We start from the raw sequence: 18414 nt of genomic DNA, 5'->3' as shown, positions 1-18414 counted from the left end.
AGCTGATATTGGGGCAACTTATGATTTTATTTTTAGTGCCAATTAGTTTCGTAGCTGGTCAAGCATACCCTGATATTTGTCTTTTTTATCGGAAATTTTACTACGTTCCTCTGCTGCATTAGGCACTGACTCTTTGGAGTCTTCTACCTTCTTATCAAAGGCTTTTAGCTCAGCCTCTACCCCGTCTACAAGCCTATTAAGCATCATAGCAAGCGCTTTTTCAGAAACGTCATGCGTCATGTTAGAAGCTTCAGAGGTAAAATCATCTTTGAGCTTAGACGCCCATTGATAGATATGACCTATCGTGGCACTGTGCTTGTCATCTTTATCAGATTTGGCAGAATCCTCTTTTTCATTAGAATCAGACTTGCCGTCCTTATCAGAGATAAACTCATCCTTAAGCTTAGATGCCCACTGGTAGATATTAGCTATCGTCGCACCATACTTATCATTTTTTTCGGACTTATCATCTTCATTAGATTCATCTTCATTAGATTCATCTTTTTCATTAGACTTATCTTTTTCGCTAGTTTTATTCTCTTTGGCAGATTTAACATCTTTATCAGATTCAATCTGCTTTTCAGCATTGTAATCTTCAAAGTCGCCATCTTCATACATTACTTTATCGCCTTTTAGAACTTCAACACCCGTCACTTCATTATTTGAAGGCGCTTCGGTTGTATTTTCAAGCGACTCTAGAGCGTTCTTGATGTTGTCATTATCAGTAGACTTGTTTGACATAGTTTCTAATCCTTGCTATTGAAGTATATTTACACTCAATCATAAGGCAATACCATCTTATACTGCGTATCTCAATGTAGATTGTTTTGTTCTAAATTGGTTAGAAATGCTGCAAGAACTTCGGTTACCAATTCTGTCGTCGGCTACTGGTCATTACACAAACGCGGTTGTTGTAACTGACAGCATTTAACATCTCTGATCAATCCAAGGCTTTTGCTTAGTATAGAAAAGGAAAGTTGTGCAGGCGTATCAATATCGTAGCTTAGTTTAGGATTATCAACGGTACTGATGTAATTAGATGGCAACTTTCTTAAGTGTCATCAGCTTTGACTTGTTTTTTATTGAGCCTGCCCTATTCTATCTAATAATGCGCCAACCTCTGAACTTGGCAAAGAAACCCTTAAGTCTTTCAGAAAAATTCAAAGCCTCCGATTCTGTCACCTCTTCAACATGATGGCGAGCCGCCAGTATCGGCTGTTCTACCAATCTTTCGTGATGATCAAAAGCACGATCCAGACTGATACTCATGATAGAGAAGTTGGTCGGCCGTGGTAGACAACGATATACCTGACCCTTGTTAATTAAATCAATGACCATATGGGCATCTTTGAATTCAGTCAACATAAGAACCATCAGATCTGGCTGGATATTTTTTAAGGCATAAACAATGGGGGTAATATTTTCTTTATTGAGTGTCGAATCCGTAATAGTGACGCCAAAGCGTTTTTTTTGTAATAACTTTGCCGCCTGTTCAAGATTACTGGCCCAGCTCACAGTATAAGCACTCTTAAAGTGACTTTTTATTTGCTGATAGACGCTTTCGTCGTCATCTAATACCAATATATTGCGCTTGCTATCAGTACTGCCACCAATAACTTTTTGAGTATCATTACCTTGCGAAGTGTTTTGGGTGATTTCCTGCGTTTGCTGAGCAATTTCTGTGGCTTTATTTACGATTTGTTTAAGTTCATCATTTTGCCACGGCTTAGTGATATAACGATAAATTTCGCCCTCGTTCACAGAGTCAATCACTGCATTCAAATCTGCATAACCGGTTAGCAAAATGCGCAGCGTATTTGGTGAGGCCGCTTTGATATCACGCAACACTTCTGTACCTTGCTTATCTGGCATGCGTTGGTCGCTGATGACCACTTGTACATTATGCTCGCTGACATACTTCATCAATTCGCTAGCATCAGTGGTGGTAAATACATCATGTGACTGACGAAAATGCATTTTTAAACTACGTAAAATGCGTGGCTCGTCATCAATAAAAGCAATTTTTGGTTTTTGCATGACGCTCTCTTTAAATAAGTGATTGAAAGCCTCTCAACTTTCAAATAAGGCTAGTGAAGGTTTAGATTCATGAACAATAGACTGAATCGGCAACTTAATGGTAAACGTCGTGCCCGCGCCGACGATTGAGCTAACCTCGATGTATCCACCATGTTGCTCGATGATTTGTGCCGTAATGGCCAATCCCAGTCCTGTGCCATCGCCTGCTTTTTTAGTGGTAAAAAACGGTTCAAAAATCTTCGCCAGCGTATTTTCTTGGATACCGACGCCATTGTCTTTGACACTCACGACAATGTGCTGCTGCGCCTTATCGACAGATGAGCTGATTTGCAATATCCCTTTGTGATCAATCGGCATAGCTTGGGCGGCATTATTAAACAGGTTTAATAATACTTGGTTGATTTGTGAAGGATTACATTGAATCGGCGGCAGCTCGGCTAGATTGGTTTTGACGGCTAGAGTTTTTAAGTTATTGCGCGCCATAATCAGTGAGGTATTGATGCAATCATTGATATCGACATCCTTTACCTTAGATTCATCAATTCGAGAAAAGTCACGCAAGCTGACTACCAGCTCTGCAATCTGATCAACGCCATAAAGTCCATCTTTAATCAACTCAGCCAAGTCTTCACTGACCTCATCTTCTTTAATCTCCTCGCAACATTGTAAGGTTTGCTCTATCAGTTGCTCGACTTGTTCTTGATTAATGGTTGTCGCTTTTAAGGCCTGCAGTAATTGGTCGGTATGCTGTAGCAACTCATCAAAACGTATAAGATTATCGCCGACCAATTCCATGTTACTACGCACATAGCCCAGCGGCGTGTTGACCTCATGCGCCACACCTGCCACCATTTGGCCAAGCGTTGCCATTTTTTCGGAGCGCACCAGATGCACTTGCGAGGCTTTTAACTCATCCATGGCTTGCTGTAAGTCTTGCGTGCGGGCGGCGACTTGCTTTTCTAGATGCACATTGATTTCAGCAAGTGCGCCTTCATTCTCGACGACGCGATCAATCAGCTGATTGGTCTGCTCACTAATAATTTGAATCTCACTGACATTTGAATGAGGAAGTTTGTGCGCGCTTAATTGTTGATATTTTTTTTGCTCAATTAACACCCCCATGTCAGCCACTGACTGTGCCATGTGCTTTAGCGGCCGCGTAAAGTAGCGACGAAATACCCATGCGGTCAACAACAAGATAGGAATGAAGCCCAACAGCATGGCTTGAATCAGTTTATTAGACAGGGCATTTGCCACGCTCATTAGGTCATTATCAGGCTTGACGATGACCATCTTCCAATACGTAAACGGCATGCGGAAAACGAAGGCGGTGGCGTGCTGCTGCAACACAAAGTCATTGGGCACAGCGATGGTATCTACCAAATGACTGTTTACTAAATTAAACGTTTGGTCAATATTTAGCAGCAATAATGCTGAGAGCAACCTGGACTCTTGCTCACTGATTTTATTTAGATTGGTCGTACTTAGAATACTACGAGCAGCCAGCGTATAGCGGCTTTCATCTTTAGTTACTGCCTCATCTATCAGTGTCTGATTAATGCTATCTAGACTGTCCGCAATAGGGGCAAAGCTAGGGTTGCTCTCAGCCAACTGACGCGCCGTTACGACCTCGCCCTGACCGCTATCTTCAGTTGCGTGCATGACCATCGACTGATCTGGAAAGGTCAAAAACCGATTGTCTAGATCCACTAAAAAGACATAACCACCGAGCTTATCTTGCCACTTTTCCATTGCCTCGCCGAGGTTATCGAGTAGCAGATTGAAACTTACAACCCCATCAAAAGCTTGATTGCGGCTGTCATACAAAGCCTTGGCGCAAGTCATCATCGGCTGATTACTCACTGGATCGACATAGGCACGGCTCCAGACACAATGGTCATGACGCGCGTACATTGCAGGAATGTACCACCAATCACGATAATAGGGATTCGGAGTTTGGCGCGCTTGATTGTAACGCTCTAATGGCTGCATGCTGCCTGACTCATCACGTGCCCATACAAACGACTGGCGCTCTCGGCCCTGAGCGTACATATTGGGGTCAAACCATACGCCGCCGCCTACAATGCGTTGATCCGTTTGTTGCATGAGATTGCCAAAGGTTTCTTTATAAAGGGCATCTTGTTTTGGCAAGCCGCCCGCCATCGTACTGGTGGCTTTCGCCAGTCCATCGACATGATTGATACTTGCCATAATACTGTTAATGGCTTCATTACCCGTTTCAACCACTGTCTCTGAAGTCATCTCCAATATGCGTGGCTTAGCTTGGGTTTCGATGACCCAATACACAAGCAAAATAATAAGCACAAAAGCCAATGTTAAGATAATCAATATACGGGTGGAAATACTACCAAACCGACCAACAACCTTCATAAACACACCTAATATCTATGCGCTAACTATCATCGATAAGTCATTGAATGACTAAAGATATGAGTGTGACGCCACCGCTATTTATAATGAGCTCAAGGATACGATGACGTTATGACAATATGATGACAAAAATCGTGTTTGACCTTATGTTTGCCATTGTCTCGTTATTTGCGGCAGCGATATCTAACGCTCACATGCTATTAGCATCATAAAAACATCATAATAATTTGAACAATCACTCAAAAAATATTACAATTCATAAATGAACTATTTGGCGGGGTTCTTACAGCAGTAATTGAGCAACCGCTCAATTTAAAACAAGATTTGGACTCAGCACTAATCTTTCTCAGCTTAAAAAATCTAGTAATCAATCTCATCAATATGGCGCCTATCTATATAACTAAAAAGTAATATATAACCACCAATAACGAAAAAGTAGATTATAGTAAGACTAATGACATTTATAGATGCTTATAAATAATACTTTTTAGATTCTATCCATTGCACTCTTTGCCCCACTATTTAGCCGGACATTTCATGATTAAAAGAATATTTTTAATACTGTTAATATTGGTATTAGCGGCAAGCTTTTTTTACTTCGACCTCAACGAATTATTAACCCTTGAGGGTTTAAAAGGCTCGATGAATCAGTTCGACCAATACAAAGAGCAGGCTCCTTGGCTGGTCATTGGTGGCTTCTTTTTAATCTATATATTAGTCACCGCCCTATCCTTACCGGGAGCTGCTATTTTGACCTTGGCAGCTGGAGCGTTATTTGGTTTATGGCAAGGCTTACTAGTCGCCTCCTTTGCCTCCAGTATTGGCGCAACACTCGCCTTTTTAACCTCCCGTTATTTACTGCGTGATACGATTAAGCAGCGCTTTCCTGAACGCTTAGCAGCCATTGATGCTGGCGTTGAGAAAGAAGGCGGTTTTTACTTATTTACCCTGCGTTTAGTGCCGATATTTCCGTTCTTTTTGATCAATCTATTGATGGGTGTGACCGCAATTAAAGCGAGGACATTCTACTGGGTCAGCCAAATCGGCATGCTCGCAGGTACTTTTGTATTCGTTAATGCTGGTACGCAACTGGCGCAAATTGACAGCTTATCAGGGATTTTATCGTTTAATTTGATTGTCTCATTTGCGTTATTAGGGTTGTTCCCATTAATCGCAAAAGGGATATTAAATATGCTAAAAAAACGCCGCGTCTATAAAAACTATACCAAACCTAAAAAATTCGACCGTAATATGATCGTGATTGGCGCTGGTGCTGGCGGGCTAGTCACCAGCTATATCGCGGCGACCGTCCGAGCAAAAGTGACATTAATCGAAGCGGGTGAGATGGGTGGCGACTGCTTAAACTATGGCTGTGTACCCAGTAAAGCTCTGATTAAAAGCGCGAAAGTCGCAGAACAGATGCGCCATGGTGAGCGTTACGGCTTAGAAAATACATCACCAGAGTTCTCATTCAAAAACGTCATGAGCCGTATTCATAAAGTTATCGCTGATATCGCCCCAAATGATAGCGTCGAGCGTTATACGGACTTGGGTGTCGAAGTGTTAAAAGGCTATGCTAAATTCATCGATCCGTGGACGGTAGAGATTGCGCTAAACGATGGTGGCACGCAAAGACTAACCGCACGCTCAATTGTTATCGCTACTGGCGCGCGTCCATTTGTCCCAGACTTGCCGGGTTTGGAAGAGACCGGCTACGTGACCAGCGATACTATATGGAATAAATTTACCGAGTTAGAAGAAGCGCCGAAAAAGCTGGTCGTACTTGGCGGCGGTCCTATCGGCTCTGAGCTGGCGCAAGCTTTTGCCCGTTTAGGCTCTAATGTGACCCAGATCGAGAGAGGCACGCGTCTTATGAAAAAAGAAGACGTGGAAGTCTCTGAATTTGCACAGAAAGTACTCTTCGAGAGTGGCGTGAATGTCTTAACCGTGCATCAAGCGATTCGCTGTGAAGCTCGCGATGGTAAAAAGTTCATTATCGTTGAAGCGCAAGGCGACAGTACAGTTAAAAAAAGCGGTATAGATAAGCAAGAAATCGCTATTGAATATGACGAATTGCTTTGTGCCGTTGGACGTAGTGCGCGTTTAGAGGGCTATGGCCTTGAAGCTTTAGGAATCGAAACTGAACGTACCATCGAGACCGATGACTATCTAGAAACCCTCTATCCCAATATCTACGCGGCTGGTGATGTCGTTGGCCCTTATCAATTTACTCACGTGGCCTCTCATCAGGCATGGTATGCAGCCGTAAATGGTTTGTTTGGACATCTAAAGAAGTTTAAAGTAGATTACCGCGTGATTCCGTGGACGACTTTTATTGATCCAGAAGTCGCACGCGTTGGCTTAAATGAGCAAGAGGCTATTGAAAAAGGCATCGACTTTGAGATTACCCGCTACGACTTTAAAGATTTAGACCGTGCGGTGACGGAAAGCGCCAACGATGGCTTTATCAAAGTCATTACCCCTAAAGGCAAAGATAAAATACTTGGCGTGACCATCGTCGCTGAGCATGCTGGAGACATCATGCCGGAGTTTATACTGGCAATGAAACATGGCTTAGGACTGAATAAAATACTCGGCACCATTCATATGTACCCCACATGGGCAGAAGGCAATAAATACGCGGCTGGTGAATGGAAGCGCAATCATGCGCCTGAAACGGTATTAAACTTGCTTGATAAATATCATACATGGCGTCGAGGTTAGTTGAATTTTTATCAACTGCGCTGAAAATATATAGTCGATGTACTCTAAAAAGAACATAGCGCTACTGGGATTAGTTTTGCGCAGCCTCTGGGAACGCAGCACGCTAGTAAAATTTATACCAGTAGCGCGTTTAAATTTATATAACAGTTTTATTTTCAACTGACTATATCACCATAACGGAAACTTAAATGTACGTTATTAAATCTCTACCAGATTTGCCAACACTAAAATATCTCACGCGATATAGCGCCTATGCTATGGTGTTTAGCGTTTGTATTGGTATATCAGCAAGCACTGCATCACCCACTACCGGTAACTTTAATCAAAATTTATCATCTTGGCAGCAAATAGAGGCGCAAGGTAGCAATCAAGACGTTTACTTTTATGCCTGGGGTGGTGATCCGCAAATCAACGCCTATCTACAGTGGGCAGCCAAGCAAGTCGATGATAAATATAATATCAACTTGGTTCATGTCAAATTGAGCGACACCAGTGAAGCCGTTAGTCGTGTACTCGCAGAAAAATCCGCCAACAATAATGAGGAAGGCAGCGTTGATCTCGTCTGGATAAATGGCGCTAACTTTGCCACCATGAGCGAGAACTCATTATTACTGAAACAATGGGCGAACAAGCTGCCTAACTTTGCGCTTACCGATCCAGACAACAATCCTGCCGTTAACTTTGATTTTGGCGTACCAACTAATGGTATGGAAGCACCATGGGGTCAAGCCTCGCTGACTTTTTATTACGACAGTTTATCGACGAATAAGCCACCAACCACCTTGAATGAGCTCATCAATTGGACAGCGCAAAACCCGGGACGTTTTAGCTACCCAAAACCACCTGACTTTTTGGGCATGAGCTTCTTAAAATATGCCTTGGTTATGCTGCACGAAAAGCAGGATGCTACAACAGGAAAAAATATCAAAGCACAGCTCAACCTGCCTGCCACTGAGCAAAATACAGAGATGGTACTAGCTCCTTTATGGAAATTTTTAGATGACTTGCATCCTACCCTATGGCGTAAGGGTGAGCAATTTGTGCAAACGGGCGCGCACATGCGGCGCTTGGTTGATGATACCGAGCTTAGCTTAGCTTTTAGCTTTTCCGCGCCAGAAGTGCCTGCGGCAGTGCAGCGTTATGATTTACCCGAGAGCATTCGTAGCTATGCGATGAGCGATGGCAGTTTGAGTAATACCCATTTTGTGGCCATTCCTTATAATGCCAGTCATCCACAAGCTGCACAGCTAGTCGCAAACTTTTTGATGAGCCCAGAAGCACAGGCTAAAAAGCAAACCTCCTCTGTGTGGGGGGATAAAACTGTACTCGTCCAATCGACGCTCAATCCTGAACAACGAGCTCTATTCAAGACTAACAAGCCACATCCGAGCGCACTACCTGTTGACGCTATAAAACGTACCGTGAATGAACCACATCCGAGCTGGGTTGATGCCATTATGCAAGGCTGGCAGGCGCGTTATGGGGTCAGCCCATGAGTGAAGGTTCTAATAATAAAACGGCTGATACAAACACTGGAACGACAACGCCCTATCAAACAGACCTATTTACGCGCATTGTATCTTTAAGTCTGAAATTTTTGCTGCTACTGCTAATATTACCCGTACTCGGTGGTTTGCTCAGCGTGCTGTTACCTGCCTTTAGCTGGGTGCCCGCACTTGAGAAAACGACCGTTAGTCTACAAGGCTTTAAAGATCTTTGGCAGACGCCCGGTCTTACCCAAATGGTAGCGTTAAGCATCGCTATTGGATTGATAAGTACGCTGTTCGCTTTTGTCATGACCTTAATGATATTGGCGGCATTTTTTAATAGTGTTTGGCTAACGCGTATTGAGCGTCTGCTGAGCCCAATCTTGGTCATTCCTCATGCAGCGGCAGCCATTGCGGTTGGTTTTTTAATTGCGCCTTCTGGTATGTTTTCACGCCTTATTTCACCGTGGCTTAGTGGCTGGGATTTGGCGCCAGGCGGTATGTTTCCACATGATCCCTACGGTATCAGTATCATTTTAGGTTTGACGTTGAAGGAGCTGCCGTTTTTATTACTCATGGCACTAGGCGCTTTGGCACAACCAGAGCTTGGTAAAAAGTTACGCCAGCAGTATAAAGTTGCGCTAAATCTCGACTATTATCCCTTCACTGCCTTTTTTAAAGCCGTACTCCCAATCCTCTATCCTTTTTTACGTTTGCCTATCTTAGCCGTGCTTGCCTATGCCAGTGCCAGCGTAGAAATGCCATTGATATTGGGTCCAAACACGCCACCTACACTGGCAGTCACTATCATGCAGTGGTTTAACGATGTGGATTTAAACTTACGTATAAAAGCCTCGGCGGGCGCGTTATTACAGCTGGCGTTGACGGGTGGCTTAATCGCCTTGTGGCTTGGTGCTGAGAGAGCGATAAAAACTTGCTTTAATGGCATGTTGCTCAATGGCAAACGCAACTATGCAGATTCACTATGGCAAAAAATCACCGTAGCGTTGACCACTGTGGTGATTGGCTTTATCTTGCTGGCGCTCGTTGGTCTGGTCATGTGGTCAGTAGCTGGTTTTTGGCGTTTCCCAGCTGTATTGCCAGAGCAGTTGGTGTTATTACATTTTCAAAGCGCCTTTACGCAAATGAGTACGCCATTATTTAATACCATTACGATCGGTATCGTGAGTACCCTATTCGCCATCGTGCTGACTTTATTATGTTTGGAAGCTGAACAATTAAGTAAAAAACCACTCTCAACTTTTACCAGTTTAATTATCTATTTGCCGCTATTAGTGCCCAGTATTGCTTTTTTATTTGGTTTAGTTTGGCTACAGCAGTTGGTGAATAACCACGCGGCATTTTTGAATGTGGCGTTTACGCATCTGCTCTTTGTGCTGCCCTATGTGTTTTTATCACTTGCCAGTAGCTATCGGCGTCTAGACCCTCGTTTTGCTCATGTCGCTGCCAGTCTTGGCGCAACCCCTGCTAAAGTATTTTTGCAAGTCAAATTACCACAACTGTTTGCGCCACTGTTAATTGCCATTGCCCTTGGTTTAGCCATTAGCTTTGGTCAATATTTGCCGACGTTATTGGCAGGCGGCGGACGAATCGCCACCATCACCACCGAAGCGGTGACTCTTGCAAATGGTGCCAGTAGGCGCACCAGTGCGGTGTATGCCATCATCCAAATGGTGTTACCGTTAATTGGCTTTATATTGGCATGGGTATTGCCGAAGTATTTCTTTAAAAGTAGCACTCGTTAGAAATAATATCTATAAGCGCTCCACTTTAAAGAAACAGCCTACGTTCGTCCATATTTAGTTAAGAGTCAGGTAGCTGTGAAAATATCAGTTGTTAAAAACGTACATAAAGGGTCCTTGATGCAATCATCTTTACAGATAAAAAACTTACAGTTATATCGACAAGGTACGCTACTACTCAGCCTAGATGAGCATATTGCTGGTGGTGAAATACTGACTGTCATGGGGCCATCTGGCAGTGGTAAATCGAGCTTATTGAACTGGCTAACAGGTACCCTACCAAACGGTTTCACCGCTACTGGTGAGGTTTGGTTAAATAATAAAAATGTAAGCCATCTGCCGACGCACCTGCGCCATATTGGAGTACTGTATCAAGATGCCCTACTGTTCTCACATTTATCGGTCGCGGGTAATATTGCGTTTGCGATGCCTAAAAGTGATAGAAAGCAACGTAGTGAAAAAATAGAACAGGCGCTGGCACAAGTGGGATTAGCAGGCATGGGAAGTCGCCATCCTGATAATTTATCGGGTGGACAACAAGCACGAGTAGCGCTCCTGCGCACCTTGCTCAGCGAGCCAAAAGCGATACTACTCGATGAGCCTTTTAGCAAGTTAGATACCCAACTTCGAGTAGATACGCGGCAATTGGTATTTGAGCAAATTCGCACTCATAAACTCCCCGCTATCATGGTCACGCACGATAATAGCGATGCTGAGGCTGCAAACGGTAAAGTTATTCATTTACACCTGTAGTTTTAGAATTATAACGTTAAACATCAAAGCGAAATACAAAAGGCAAGCGCATGCTAGACAAATTTCTCACGCCCATGATCAAGCCGATACTAGCCCCTGTGGTCGTTGTATTGCATAAACGCGGTATTACAGCTGATCAACTCACGGTGACGGGCTTTTTAATCGGCATGTTAGCCTTACCATTACTTGCATTTGAGCTTTGGTATGGCGCACTGGCAGCCATTGCATTGAATCGCATTTTTGATGGTCTTGATGGTGCGCTAGCTCGTCATGCAAAGCAAAGCTCAAGTGCAGGCGGCTACTTAGATATTACGCTTGATTTTCTCTTTTATGCAGCAGTTCCGCTGGGATTTATCTTGGCAAATCCTGAGCAGAACGCCATTGCTGGTGCTTTATTACTCGCTGCATTTATTGGCACAGGCTCAAGCTTTTTAGCGTTTGCGATTGCTGCCGAAAAGTTTAAACTGGATAAACCACAGTTTAAATATAAAAGCTTTTACTATTTAAATGGTTTGACGGAAGGCACTGAGACTATTGCGCTGTTTGTTGCCTTTTGCATTTGGCCAGAACACTTTGTGTTACTCGCTAGCATCTTTGCCACGGCCTGCGCGATTACGATTTTCACCCGTATCCATGGTGGTTATCATACCCTTAAACAGTTAGAAGCTGATGCCATAGTCGGTTCAAAATAAAAAAATGGTCACAATATCCTGCTGGTTTAAACATTCAAGAGGTAAACAATGACTAACGAAGTATGGTGGCGACTTGGGTTCTTTTTGAGCATTTTAGTGATTATGATGCTGATTGAATGGCGCATGCCTGCACGTAAAGCACCCATCAAAAGCCGTAAACGCTGGTTAGCTAACTTTGGCTTGGTGTTTGCGTCATCCGTTATTGCTCGTCTAGCCGTGCCTGTCGGTCTAACGGCTGTGGCGCTCTATAATCAGCAGCATGGCATTGGACTATTCAATATTATAAATTTGCCAAGCATCGTCGTCATCATATTAAGCTTAATATTGCTCGACATTATTATTTACTGGCAGCACCGATTATTTCATCGTGTGCCTATTCTATGGCGTCTGCATAAAGTCCATCACGCCGATGCGCATGTTGATGCCAGCACGGGGCTGAGGTTTCATCCGATTGAAATCGTTTTAAGCATTCTAGTGAAGCTCGTTGCCGTCAGCTTGTTGGGCGTTCCTGCCATCACAGTACTAATTTTTGAGATTGCGCTAAATGGCTTAGCAATGTTTAACCACGCCAATATCCGCCTGCCACCTGCCATTGAAAAACCTGTTCGTCTGATATTAATGACGCAGATTTTGCACCGTATTCACCACAGCCAAAGCGTCATCGAGACCAACTCAAACTATGGTTTTAGCGTGATTTGGTGGGATTGGATTTTTGGTAGTTATAAGGGTGAAGCGAAGAAGTCTGATAACGAGCTAGATATTGGGCTAAAAGAATATCCGTCACCCAAACAGAACGCCTCGCTATGGGGGTTGCTCGTGATGCCATTTAAAAATAAAGCCTTTATAAATAAGTCATTCAAAGATTAGCATTGATTGAATAAAAGAATCTGCACAATAATAAGGAAGGAATACATTATGACCAACTCAAAAACTCCGCTTAGAATAGATATCGTATCGGATGTGGTTTGCCCTTGGTGCGCCGTTGGCTATGGACAGTTGGCTGAAGCATTGAAGCAAACAAATACTGAACATCAGATTCATTGGCATCCGTTTGAGTTGAATCCTGATACGCCAAGCGAAGGGAGAAATTGGCGTGAGCATATCGCCAAAAAGTATGGCTCTAGTAGAGAGGAGTCTGATGCCAGTCGTGCCCGAATCACTGAGGCTGGCGCAGAGGTGGGATTTGAGTTTAACTTTACCGAAGAGACTCGCACCTATAATACCTTTGATATGCATCAATTGCTGCACTGGGCAGATCAGCAAGGGCGTATGCATGAGTTGAAGCAAGCGTTATTTATGGCTCACTTTACCCATGCGAAAAACCTCTCTAGAAGAGACGTGCTAGCAGATATTGCAGCAAAGATTGGCTTAGACCGTAGCGAAGCACTTGCGATATTAGAAGATCAACGCTTTGCTGAGGAAGTACGTCAGGCTCAGCAGCACTGGCGTCAGCAAGGTATCGAAAGTGTGCCTTCCATTATCTTTAATCAAAAACACTTGATTAGCGGTGCACAAGGGGTCGAAAACTTCAAAAGTATCTTGCGGCACTTGGCAGAACTACCAGAGTAAAAAGCATTTTTGATTATTTCAAAATTGATTTGACAAAATCAGTTATTAAAATCTAGGTATAAAAAAAGGCTACTCAAAATTTAAGATTTGAGCAGCCCTTTCTTCATTTATTCATACCGATAATTGACCTTATTGCATATTGCTTGGTTCTCAACTTAGCTTTTAATCATCTTAAAAATCACTCTTGCCTAAACCAGTTAGCAGTCTATTTAACAAACGCGCCATTACGCATGTTTTCTATAGAGGTTGCCATATCTTCAGCCAATGCTTGCACCGCTGCAGTATCGACATCCCGCTGAGCAAAGGCACGCAAGCCCATCACTTCAGCCTGCAAGCGTCGCCCCAGCCTAGTCGCATCAAGATCATTATCAAGCTCGCCTAGGCGCTTTGCCTCCACGAAACACTTCGTAAAACGTGTTTCCATGCCAGCCAGTAGTTTTTCCACTTTATCTAACGCTGATTGCTCACGAGCACCAAGCTCGAGTAAGCTTTTGACCAACATACAAGCTCGACTCGGTATCTCTTGATCACAGATACCGCCAAGCTGACGCATATAAGCCGCCAATCCTAATAAAGGTGACTCGTGGCTGGCTAGTATGCGTTCAAGCTCAGTCAGCGAAGCGTTAGCATAATGATCGAGTGCTTCTTGAAACAGCCCATCCTTATTACCAAACGCTGCATAGATACTTCCCGGCCGCATATCAAGAGCTTGTTCGATATCTTTTAAGGAAGTGGCATGAAAGCCCTTTTGCCAGAACAGCTGTATAGCACGCTCCAAGGCTTCGTGACGATTGTATAGTGTGGTACGTGACATAATATCTTCCAACTTCTCAAAGCCATGACCTCTATATGAAGTCAGCATGGCTGTATCGTTTGAGTAATTAGCCAATTTTATCTTGAATGATTGCTCAAGTCCAGTTAAAGTAAATTGAACCAATTCTGCAATCTTACCCGCAGTCAGAACCATACACCCCTAACTATAAAGCTGCGGACAGCATCTATCACGATATATAGGAGCCTTTATGCCCTCTAGTCCATCACACTCAGTCATCGTATTCGATGTTAATGAGACGCTGCTCGATATCGATAGCCTCGCGCCTTTATTTGCTCGACTATTTGGTGACGATAGAATATTAAGGGAATGGTTTGCCCAATTGGTGCTTTATTCGCAAACCATGACATTGTCGAATCTCTACACTCCTTTTGGCGAGCTTGACGTTGGTGCATTACAGATGACAGCCGATATACATAGCGTTACGCTGACAGATAGCGATATTAATGAATTTAAGCAGCGTATGAATGAGATGCCAACGCATCCTGATGCTGCACCAGCCTTAACCAAACTACGTGATGCAGGGTTTAGACTGGTAACCTTGACCAATTCAGCCAGTAGCGCGTCGCCTACGCCACTTGAACTGGCAGGATTGAGTGAGTTTTTTGAGCACTCTTTTAGCGTTGAGACAGTAGAAAAATTCAAGCCTGCACCTGAAACTTATCAGATGGTGGCAAATGTATTATCTGTAGAGATGGCAGACCTCTGCCTCGTTGCCTGTCATCTTTGGGATACGATTGGCGCGCAAGCGGCGGGCTGTCAGGCAGCCTTTGTCACTCGATCTTATAATGCCTTACTGCCCGCAACCAACATCCCAACACCGGACTTTATAGCCTCAGACCTTATTAGCCTTGCTGAACAAATCATTGCTCAAAGTCAAACTTCGTAAAAGACTTATGCCAAGCCCATTAATATAAAACATCAAAGGATAGCACCATGCAATCAGATGATAGCCAAAAACTTCGCGCCGGCACTCCATTTCCTGACATACAGGTACAAATGCTAGATGGTGAGATAAAATCATTAGGCAAGCCTGAAAATGGTCACGATTGGAAATTGGTAGTGGTTTACCGCGGTAAGCATTGTCCCATTTGTACCAAGTACCTCAATCAGTTAGAGATGATAAAAGGCGCATTTTTTGATAATGGTGTCGATATCATTGCCATATCCGGAGATAGCAAACAGCAGTTAGAGGAGCATTTGGAAAAACTAACTATCAGCTTTCCGATAGCTTATGGTTTGATGATTGAGCAGATGCAGATGCTAGGTCTGTACATCTCTGACCCACGCTCAGAGAAGGAAACCGATCATCCCTTTGCCGAGCCTGGGGTGTTCGTGATTAATGCTAAAGGGGTAATTCAAATCATAGATATCTCGAACGCTCCGTTTGTCAGACCTGAGCTTGAAGCCCTTGCAAACGGCTTGTCTTTTATTCGAGAAAACGATTATCCTATTCGTGGCACACATGAATAATGGTAGGCGTACAAACTTAGCAAATACTACTGATTCACTATGCAACTGTTGCCACCTTGATACTGCCCAGTAGAATAGCATATTGAGTATTGAGTATTGAAAGCAACGCATAAGTAGAAACTTAATATCAATTGTGCGGCTTTGCAAAAGCAAGCATGATATCAATCATGCCCTGCTTTCCATGCCCCCATAGAGCCGAGATAAATATCAATATTATCAAACCCTCGGCTTGCCAGCCATCCTGCTGCTACTGTCGCCCGCGCGCCACTGCCACACATCAAAGTATAGTGATGATTTTTATCAAGTTCGCGCCAGCGCTCATTAAGTTGACCGACATAGATATGCTGTGAGCCTTCAATCGCTGTAGTGGCGCGCTCGTCAGCGTCTCGAACGTCAAGCAGTGTCCAGTTGCTGTCCTCTTTGCCTTTATTATTTATCAAACGTGCTTCAACCTCAGCGGTGTCAATCATAGGGGTTTGTTGCATCTCCTGACCTTGAGCCGCTGCTGGTACTACACCAACATAACCACCAATAATATTATCAAAGGCGATTCTTACCAAGTGCGCCATTGCTGTGGCAAGCTGTTCCTCATCTGAGGCTATCAGGACCATGCTTTCCCCTTCACCGATGAACCAGCCAGCAAAAGCAGATATCATGCCGACAGGCAAACTCATTGACCGCGGAAAATGACCAGAAGTATACGCCATTGGCTCGCGAATATCGATCAGATGATCAGCAGTGCAGGTTTGAAGTTGCTTTAGCGACAGATGACGCGGGCGCATCACTGGCGGTGGCGCCTCACCACCTTCCATGTTGAGCCGCTCCATCAGCCTAAAATACGGCGGCTGGTAATGGTTTTCACTGACTTTAAATCGAATAAAGGCATCACGATCCGTCATCTGTAAACGTGGGTTATTCACTCTCTCATGGCCGACGGTAGAAAACTCGCGTTCTGCCATGCCAGAGCCGCACACAGATCCAGCACCATGAGCTGGGTATATAATCGCCTGATCCCCTAACGCCAGTATTTTTTGTAGTGAATCATACAGCAGACCCGCGACTTCCTCGCGCCGTTCAGGATAAAAGTCAGTTCGACCAACATCTCCCACAAATAAAGCATCACCTGTAAAAACACCCACCGCCTTGTCTGGATAAGCAGTATCGAATAGCGCGTAGGCAAGGTGATCATCGGTATGACCGGGCGTTTCTAGCACTTGGATTTTAAGCTGACCAATGGCAAAGCAATCACCATCACGTACTGTTTGAGCATAGACTATGGGCTGTTCAGTATTGGGCCCATGCAATACGGTCGCCCCTGTCATGTCTGCTAAAATGAGCGCACCAGAAACCAAATCTTCATTGCGATGGGTTTCAAATATATGGGTAATTTCAAGACCTGCTGCGCGAGCTTTCTCCACATAAATCGCGCAATCACGACGTGGATCTATCACCGCCGCTTGCCCGCCTGATCCCACTAAATAAGACAGATGAGCAAGACCAGGTGTTTTAATTTTTTCGAGGAGCATAGCTGTCTCCTTATTTGAGATAGACCAATCTTAAGAAGCAGATTGCATTTTTTTTGTGCAACCAAATCCTCTTATACAGTCAGTTCAAAATAAAGCCGTTTTTATTGAAAAACCTTAAATTTGATAAATGATTAACTGCTTTTAAAACTAGCACGAATAATTATGACATATCAATATACAACAACACATATTAACAATTCGTCTTTCATAATTTCTCTTTCGTAATTGCTCGTTCGCATATAAATCCAAGACTAATGACTTGCGGCAAGTTAGAATTTTCACGGTATTTTCTACAAAGACACTTCTATCGAAAATGGCTTCTTCAAAAATTCCCCCTATTCTTATACCATTCTCATTAAATTATCTTAACGCTTTCTTCATAACATCAAGCTTATACTTTTATTGAAGTGCTAACTCATAACCGTCTTCTACACCAGACTGGCTAAAACCATCGATTACGCTCGTCATTTATGGATAAGTACTTATGGCTAAAGACTATAAAAAGGAAGCTGGCGATGAGTAATCTGTTAGAGAATAAACAAAGCCGATACTTACCGCTGCTCTTAATATTATTAACCATGGTAAATACCATAGGAGGTAGTTATGCTGCCAGTTATATCATCAACCCGAATAACACAAACGTAAGCTTTGCTATTGAACGTTTTAAGAGCCTTTCTATGACAGGCGGCTTCTATCAGGTCAAAGGACAATTGCAATATGATCCAATTTTAAAAGCAGGTGATATCTCATTGATAATACCTATTAACTCTTTGGATACTGGCAGTAAGGGTTTTAACAAAAATTTAAAAGGAGTCGATTTTTTCGATATACAGCGCTTTCCCTCTGCTCACTTTCAATCAACCAACTGGTACTTTAATAAAAGTAAGGTGACGCGTGTAGATGGCAATTTAACCTTACATGGTGTAACCCATCCTATCAGTCTAACCGCTAATGAATTCAATTGTTATCTAAATGCTACTGCTAAGAACGAGGTTTGTACTGGGGTGTTTTCCACTACGATAGACCGAACCAAGTGGAATATAAATAAACACTCATGGTTTGGTCTAACCAAAAATCTTGATTTAAACGTTCATGTTGAAGCGATGAAACAGTAGCTATTATGGGCAAATAGTTTTATTTTAGTAAGGGCAATCAAGGATGATTGAT

At 43.4% G+C, this 18414-nt stretch carries 15 protein-coding genes; 10 read left to right on the top strand and 5 right to left on the bottom strand.

What is annotated here, in order from left to right:
- Nucleotides 1–42: 42 nt before the first annotated feature.
- The 3 genes from FHS24_RS01615 to FHS24_RS01605 form a co-directional block, all read right to left on the bottom strand.
- Nucleotides 43–741, bottom strand: a complete 699-nt coding sequence (locus tag FHS24_RS01615) for a hypothetical protein (RefSeq protein ID WP_183618167.1) — start codon at nt 739–741, stop codon at nt 43–45.
- A gap of 357 nt (nt 742–1098) precedes the next feature.
- Nucleotides 1099–2037, bottom strand: coding sequence for a response regulator (locus tag FHS24_RS01610; protein WP_183618165.1), 939 nt, complete (start codon nt 2035–2037; stop codon nt 1099–1101).
- A 33-nt stretch (nt 2038–2070) separates the two neighbouring features.
- The gene (locus FHS24_RS01605) at nt 2071–4428 is read right to left on the bottom strand and encodes an ATP-binding protein (RefSeq protein WP_183618163.1); all 2358 of its coding nucleotides are present in this window, start codon (nt 4426–4428) and stop codon (nt 2071–2073) included.
- A gap of 537 nt (nt 4429–4965) precedes the next feature.
- Here FHS24_RS01605 and FHS24_RS01600 point away from each other — a divergent pair.
- The 7 genes from FHS24_RS01600 (at nt 4966) to FHS24_RS01570 (ending at nt 13416) form a co-directional block, all read left to right on the top strand.
- The gene (locus FHS24_RS01600) at nt 4966–7152 is read left to right on the top strand and encodes an FAD-dependent oxidoreductase (RefSeq protein ID WP_183618161.1); all 2187 of its coding nucleotides are present in this window, start codon (nt 4966–4968) and stop codon (nt 7150–7152) included.
- Between the two features lie 188 nt (nt 7153–7340).
- Complete coding sequence (locus FHS24_RS01595) at nt 7341–8648, top strand: ABC transporter substrate-binding protein (protein ID WP_183618159.1); 1308 nt, start codon at nt 7341–7343, stop codon at nt 8646–8648.
- Complete coding sequence (locus tag FHS24_RS01590) at nt 8645–10405, top strand: ABC transporter permease (protein WP_183618157.1); 1761 nt, start codon at nt 8645–8647, stop codon at nt 10403–10405. The genes FHS24_RS01595 and FHS24_RS01590 overlap by 4 nt, the downstream gene beginning before the upstream one ends.
- A 117-nt stretch (nt 10406–10522) precedes the next feature.
- Entirely contained in the window at nt 10523–11155 is a 633-nt protein-coding gene (locus tag FHS24_RS01585) for an ATP-binding cassette domain-containing protein (protein ID WP_183618155.1), read from the top strand.
- 50 nt (nt 11156–11205) lie between these two features.
- On the top strand, nt 11206–11847 hold the full coding sequence (locus tag FHS24_RS01580) for a CDP-alcohol phosphatidyltransferase family protein (RefSeq protein WP_183618153.1): 642 nt from the start codon (nt 11206–11208) through the stop codon (nt 11845–11847).
- 48 nt (nt 11848–11895) lie between these two features.
- A complete protein-coding gene (locus tag FHS24_RS01575; RefSeq protein WP_183618151.1) occupies nt 11896–12714 on the top strand; it encodes a sterol desaturase family protein in 819 nt (272 codons plus the stop codon).
- A gap of 48 nt (nt 12715–12762) precedes the next feature.
- Nucleotides 12763–13416, top strand: coding sequence for a DsbA family oxidoreductase (locus FHS24_RS01570; RefSeq protein WP_183618149.1), 654 nt, complete (start codon nt 12763–12765; stop codon nt 13414–13416).
- A 205-nt stretch (nt 13417–13621) separates the two neighbouring features.
- Here FHS24_RS01570 and FHS24_RS01565 read toward each other — a convergent pair whose 3' ends face one another.
- Nucleotides 13622–14383 carry a TetR/AcrR family transcriptional regulator gene (locus tag FHS24_RS01565; RefSeq protein WP_233449070.1) on the bottom strand — a complete coding sequence of 254 codons (762 nt, stop codon included), beginning with the start codon at nt 14381–14383 and terminating at the stop codon, nt 13622–13624.
- A 55-nt stretch (nt 14384–14438) separates the two neighbouring features.
- On the opposite strand from FHS24_RS01565, the gene FHS24_RS01560 reads away from it, so the two are divergent.
- Nucleotides 14439–15137, top strand: coding sequence for a haloacid dehalogenase type II (locus FHS24_RS01560; RefSeq protein WP_183618147.1), 699 nt, complete (start codon nt 14439–14441; stop codon nt 15135–15137).
- Between the two features lie 47 nt (nt 15138–15184).
- On the top strand, nt 15185–15721 hold the full coding sequence (locus tag FHS24_RS01555; protein ID WP_183618145.1) for a peroxiredoxin-like family protein: 537 nt from the start codon (nt 15185–15187) through the stop codon (nt 15719–15721).
- Nucleotides 15722–15882: 161 nt separating this feature from the next.
- Here FHS24_RS01555 and FHS24_RS01550 read toward each other — a convergent pair whose 3' ends face one another.
- Complete coding sequence (locus FHS24_RS01550) at nt 15883–17247, bottom strand: MBL fold metallo-hydrolase (protein WP_183618143.1); 1365 nt, start codon at nt 17245–17247, stop codon at nt 15883–15885.
- Nucleotides 17248–17762: 515 nt separating this feature from the next.
- Here FHS24_RS01550 and FHS24_RS01545 point away from each other — a divergent pair.
- Nucleotides 17763–18362 (top strand): YceI family protein, encoded by a 600-nt coding sequence (locus FHS24_RS01545; protein ID WP_183618141.1) that lies wholly within the window; start codon nt 17763–17765, stop codon nt 18360–18362.
- Nucleotides 18363–18414 lie beyond the last annotated feature (52 nt).

The sequence above is a fragment of the Psychrobacter luti genome (assembly GCF_014192115.1).
Taxonomy (GTDB): domain Bacteria; phylum Pseudomonadota; class Gammaproteobacteria; order Pseudomonadales; family Moraxellaceae; genus Psychrobacter; species Psychrobacter luti.
This window is presented reverse-complemented; position numbering and strand designations above follow the sequence as displayed.